The sequence below is a fragment of the Schumannella sp. 10F1B-5-1 genome, assembly GCF_006517535.1.
Classification (GTDB): Bacteria; Actinomycetota; Actinomycetes; order Actinomycetales; family Microbacteriaceae; genus Schumannella.
The window spans coordinates 1-220 of sequence record NZ_VHQH01000131.1 but is presented as its reverse complement, the minus strand read 5'-3'; the positions used below and the strand labels follow the sequence as shown (position 1 = coordinate 220).

The following is a 220-nucleotide window of genomic DNA, read 5'->3' as shown; positions in this document are numbered from 1 at the left end:
TCACCCACACCGGCTGCTCGTTGACGATCAGCTGGAACGGCCGGCCGTCCGCGTCCGGATCGGTGTCCCAGCGCAGCGTGCGGAACCCGACCCGCCGGGTGGCCCGGTCGAGCGGCTCGCCGTCGGCGCGCAGGCGCACCACGACATCGGACAGCGGCTGCGCGCCGTAGCCGATCGGCCACCACCGTTCGACGGCGTCGAGCTCGACCCGCAGGCGGGC

The 220-nt window shown here is 75.0% G+C and carries 1 protein-coding gene; it reads right to left on the bottom strand.

The genetic code is table 11. The features are described from left to right. On the bottom strand, window positions 1-220 hold a 220-nt coding region (locus FJ658_RS15200; protein ID WP_141146220.1), incomplete at both ends, for a hypothetical protein.